This window comes from Mycobacterium sp., assembly GCF_049280035.1.
In the GTDB taxonomy this organism is placed as follows: Bacteria; Actinomycetota; Actinomycetes; order Mycobacteriales; family Mycobacteriaceae; genus Mycobacterium.
This window is the reverse complement of the sequence record NZ_JBAPPI010000194.1, coordinates 1-4,697: the sequence shown is the minus strand read 5'-3', so window position 1 is coordinate 4,697 and position 4,697 is coordinate 1. Positions and strand designations below refer to the sequence as shown.

Sequence of the window (4,697 nt, the reverse complement as noted above, 5' to 3'; positions counted from 1 at the left end):
TGCCGCCACCCTCGCAGGGCACCGTGTATCAGATGTGGCTGATCGGCGACAACGGCCCGACGTCGGCGGGCACGATGAACACGGCGGCCGTCGCGCCGTCGACCACCGACATAGTGACGAACCTCGGGAATTCCACCGTGCTGGCGTTCACCGTCGAACCCGGCAACGGGTCACCGCAGCCGACCGGAAAGATCCTTGCCAAGCTGTCGTTGACCTAGACGAGGCGCTCTGACGCGAGATTGCACCCACGGCTGTGATTTTCGTCGGATCACAGCCGTGGGTGCAAACTCACGATGCCCGCAGACTGCCCAGGACGGCGGCTAATACGCCAAGCACCACCAGCACTCCGCCGGCGGCCAGCGTCACGTCGAGCCATCGGTGCAGACTGCTTTCGGCTTCGCCGACCATGACGTCGGCGATCCGGCGGATGTCGCCGGTGGTGTGGTTCAGCGCATCGCCGATACGGCGGCGGGCGAGTTCGATGGCCGCCCAACCGGCCGCGCCGACCAGCAACGCCGAAATACCCAGGCCGGCGAGCGCTCTGCCGCGACTGCGCGCGACAGCCGGTGTCAGCAGCGCGCAGATTCCGGTCAGCACCGCCGCGACTATGCTCACCCACAGACCCCAGGTGGCTACCAGCCGTAATTTGCCGGGCTGCAATACCTTTGGTGTCGCCACCGTCAATGGAACGGCCACCGTGGACGGCACCTGTACGTGGAGACCGATCAGGAGCCGGTCGAAGACAGGGTCGTTGAGCATCGGCGCCACATCAACCACCCACTGGTTGGACTGCGTGCCGGCGCGGGTGAACAGCCAGCCATGCAGCTGTCGATTGGCCTCGGCGAAATGCGGCGGGAACGACGGGCTGGCGGTGTAGGCGGCGGCCACGTTATGTACCTCTGACGAGCTGATGGCGTAGCCCTGCTCGCTGATGAGCGTCGTCGCCTTGGAAGTCAGCTCGGACGCCACCGCGGCCTGCAGCGTCGGGTCACTCGCGGCCTTCTCGGCCATTGCCGTGTAGCCGCCGACGTCGATGACGTGTGTCTGCGCCCACGCCGTCGGCACGACCACGGTTAACGCCGCCGTGGTGAGCAGCCACAGCAGCGCCGTGACCGCGAACCGCACGCGCCTACTTGGCGACGCGACGCGGACGTGCCAGCGCCAGCCGGGTCAGCATCCGATTCATCCGGGTCAGCGCCTTGAGTGAATTGTGGTAGTAGCTGCCGCCCGCGCCAACATTGGTGCGAGGCCCGACCACCGTCTCGACGCGGCAGTATTTGCGCAGCCCGTCGGCGCCACCGAACCGTGCCCCGATACCCGACGTCTTCCAACCGCCCATCGGCGCCGTCGTGCACATCAGGTTGGCGATCACGTCGTTGATGTTGACCGCGCCGCAATCAAGCTGCAGCGCAATCTCTTTCGCCCGATCAATATCGCGGGAGAACACCGAGGCGCTCAACCCGTATTCGCTGTCGTTGGCCAGTCGGATGGCTTCGTCGACGGAGCCGACCTTCATGATCGGCAGCGTGGGGCCGAAGTTCTCCTCGGTCATGCACGTCATCGAGTGGTCCACGTCGACGAGCACCGTCGGCTGGTAGAAGCTGCCCGGCTTGTCGGCGCGTTTTCCGCCGGTCAACACCCGCGCGCCCGCGGCCACCGCCTCGCGGACGTGGCGCTCGGTCAGGGCCAGCTGCTGCTCGTCGATCAGCCCTCCAAAGCTATGCCCGTCGCCGGCGCCGACCTGCAGCGCCTGCACGTCACGCACCACGGACTTCACAAACTGGTCGTAAACCGGCTCCAGCACGTAGACCCGCTCGACCGATACGCAAGTCTGCCCGGCATTGAACATCGCGCCCCACACGGCGGCGTGCGCGGCCAGCTCGACGTCGGCGTCCTCGAGGACGATCATCGGGTCCTTGCCACCCAGCTCCAGGCTGACCGGCGTCAACCGGCGGGCGGCGCGCTCCATCACTTTGCGTCCCGTGCCGCTAGATCCGGTGAACTGAACGAAATCGACGTTGTCGATGACGGCTTCGGAGACCTCGCGGGCGCCCTGAACCAGTGCCAGCACCTCGGGCCCACCCGACTCAAGCCAGCCGCGACGCAGCACCTCGGCTGTCAGCGGGGTGCGCTCGGACGGCTTCAGCAACACCGAGCAGCCCGCGGCCAATGCGCCGATGCCGTCCATCAGCGCGTTGGCCACCGGGTAGTTCCACGGCGCGATGATCCCCACCACCGGCCGCGGCCGGTAGTGCACGGTGACCTTCTTGATCGCCAGGAACGGCAACGCCGCCGGCCGGCGCTCGGGCGCCAGCGCTTTCTCCATCGTCTTGATGTAGTACGACAGGATCATGATCAGCAGCGGCACCTCTTGTGCCGCGTCGACGGCGGACTTGCCGGTTTCCTGGATCAGCAGCTTTTCGATCTCGCCGCGGTGTTCGCCCAGCCACACTGCGAAGCGAGCCAGCACTTTGGCGCGCCCCTGGGCGCCACGCTGCTCCCATTCGCGTTGGGCCACCCGCAGCCCGGCGGCGATAGTGGGGACGTCGGCCGGGTCGGTCCACTGCACTTCGCCGGCGACGGCGCCGGTAGCCGGGTTCAGGACGGTGCCGGTACCGGAAAATTCGAGTTCGGTCGCGGGCTTGACAGGTGTGATGGCGGTCATGGTCGCCATGTTAGCCGCGGCATGTGACCTGGATCGCACTGGCCTCGACAGGTGTCAAGTTCACCCGGACAACATGCCCAACACGTAGGCGGCTTGACCGAGATGCTGCGCGCAGTCGTCGATGATGCTGACCACCCGGGCGCTGGCGGTCACCGGTGGATCCCAGTTCCGGTCGACGATGCGCGCCAAGTCCTCGGCGGTGACGCCGGCGACGAATTCCAGCGTCACCTTGTGCACGGCGTGGTAGTAGCCGGCCAGCAGATCGGCTGATGCCTGCACCTTGGCCACGTCTTCGGGACTGTGCCCGTAGCCGGTGTCGTCGCGCGGCAGGTCCAGCGCGAAGCGGTCCACCCAGCCGTCGCTGAGCCACACCTGCTCGATGCCGGCGATCGGGGCGAGCTGAATGTCCTGCACCCGGGCGCTGTGCCAGATCAGCCACGCGATGCTGTTGGCGTTGGGGCTGGGCTGGTAGCTGGCCTGTTCGTCGGTGAGGCCGTCGGTGAGGTCATCGACGTGTTCGATCAACCGGGTGAACGCGTCGCGCAGCAATTCCCGAGTGGCGGTATCGGGGCTCGACATACCGGCGACCCTACGCGTGGCAGACCGCTTCGACGTTGTTGCCGTCGGGGTCACGGACGAAGGCGCCGAAGTAGCCGGGGTGATATTCCGGCCAGGGCCGCGGGGCGTGCAGCGACTCCGCGCCGAACTCGACCGCGGCGTCGTGGAATGCCCGCACCACGTCCTGGTCGGCCGCGGCGAAGGCGAGATGCACCTCCCGGTTCGGGCCCATGCCCGCGCCTTCGGCAATCCAGAAAGCCGGCTTGCCGTCGCGCCCGTAGTCGATAGCATCCCCGAAGTCCGCCTGCCGCGAATAACCCAGCACGCCCAGCACCCGGTCGTAAAACTGCTGCGACCTGGGGTAGTCGACGCAGTTGATTCCGAAATGGTCGATCATGACATTGATCCTGGCATCAGCTACCGACACGGTCGTAGATTATTTAGATGACCTACGACCTGATCATCCGCAACGGCACCATCGTCGACGGGCTCGGAGGCGAACCGTACGTCGGTGACGTCGCGGTGCGCGACGGCGTCATCGAGGTCGTCGGGGCTGTCAATGGCGCTGCCGCTGCGCGGGAGATCGACGCGACGGGGCTGTTGGTCACCCCCGGGTTTGTCGATCTGCACACCCACTACGACGGCCAGTCCATCTGGTCGGAGCGGCTGACCCCGTCGTCGGCGCATGGGGTGACCACCGTGGTGATGGGCAACTGCGGGGTGGGCTTCGCGCCGTGCCGCCAGGAAGACCACGACGTCCTGGTCGACGTGATGGCGGGAGTCGAGGACATTCCCGGTGTCGTGATGACCGACGGCCTGCCGTGGACCTGGGAAACGTTCCCCGAATACCTGGACGCGCTGGACGCGGGCAAACGCGATATCGACGTAGCCGCATACCTTCCGCACTCGCCGCTGCGGGTCTACGTGATGGGTCAGCGCGGCGCCGACCGCGAGCCGGCCACTGCCGAAGACCTCGCGAAGATGCGGGCGCTGGCCAAAGAGGCGATCGAGGTCGGCGCGCTGGGGTTCGCGTCGTCGCGGCTGACCATCCACAAGACCGAAAGCGGCTCGCCGATCCCGAGTTACGACGCCGCCCGCGAGGAAATTGAAGAGATCGCGCGCGGCGTGGTCGACGGCGGCGGCGGTCTGCTGCAATTCGTGCCCGACATTCCGGCCGGCGGTTATCAGCCGGTGCTGCAAACGGTGTTCGACGTCGCCGAGGACGTCGGGCTGCCGGTCACCTTCACGCTCGTCGTCGCCAACGCCGGCGACCCGACGTGGCCGGATGCCATCACCATGGTCGAGAAGGCCAACGCTGCCGGTGGTGACGTCACCGCACAGTTGCTGCCGCGGCCGATCGGGCTGATCATCGGGTTGCAGCTGAGCGCCAACCCGGTCGTGCTCTACCCGAGCTACCGCGCGATCGCCGATCTGCCGCTGGCCGAGCGGGTGGCCGAGATGCGCAAGCCGGAGG

6 protein-coding genes are annotated in these 4,697 nt (G+C 67.0%); 2 read left to right on the top strand and 4 right to left on the bottom strand.

Annotated features, from left to right (window positions below):
- Positions 1–218, top strand: a 218-nt coding sequence (locus tag WAN71_RS06425) for an anti-sigma factor (RefSeq protein WP_422224532.1), incomplete at its 5' end; no start/stop codon positions are given.
- A gap of 70 nt (positions 219–288) precedes the next feature.
- Here the strand turns inward: WAN71_RS06425 and WAN71_RS06420 are convergent.
- Genes WAN71_RS06420 through WAN71_RS06405 form a run of 4 tightly spaced genes read right to left on the bottom strand, consistent with a single transcriptional unit; the run spans position 289 to position 3,620 of the window.
- Positions 289–1,125 (bottom strand): hypothetical protein, encoded by an 837-nt coding sequence (locus WAN71_RS06420; protein WP_422224531.1) that lies wholly within the window; start codon positions 1,123–1,125, stop codon positions 289–291.
- A 4-nt stretch (positions 1,126–1,129) separates the two neighbouring features.
- Positions 1,130–2,665 (bottom strand): aldehyde dehydrogenase family protein, encoded by a 1,536-nt coding sequence (locus WAN71_RS06415; protein ID WP_422224530.1) that lies wholly within the window; start codon positions 2,663–2,665, stop codon positions 1,130–1,132.
- Between the two features lie 60 nt (positions 2,666–2,725).
- Positions 2,726–3,244: a mycothiol transferase gene (locus WAN71_RS06410; protein ID WP_422224529.1), complete on the bottom strand. Its 519-nt coding sequence runs from the start codon at positions 3,242–3,244 to the stop codon at positions 2,726–2,728.
- A gap of 10 nt (positions 3,245–3,254) precedes the next feature.
- On the bottom strand, positions 3,255–3,620 hold the full coding sequence (locus WAN71_RS06405) for a VOC family protein (RefSeq protein ID WP_422224533.1): 366 nt from the start codon (positions 3,618–3,620) through the stop codon (positions 3,255–3,257).
- 47 nt (positions 3,621–3,667) lie between these two features.
- On the opposite strand from WAN71_RS06405, the gene WAN71_RS06400 reads away from it, so the two are divergent.
- Positions 3,668–4,697, top strand: a 1,030-nt coding sequence (locus WAN71_RS06400; RefSeq protein WP_422224528.1) for an N-acyl-D-amino-acid deacylase family protein, incomplete at its 3' end; no start/stop codon positions are given.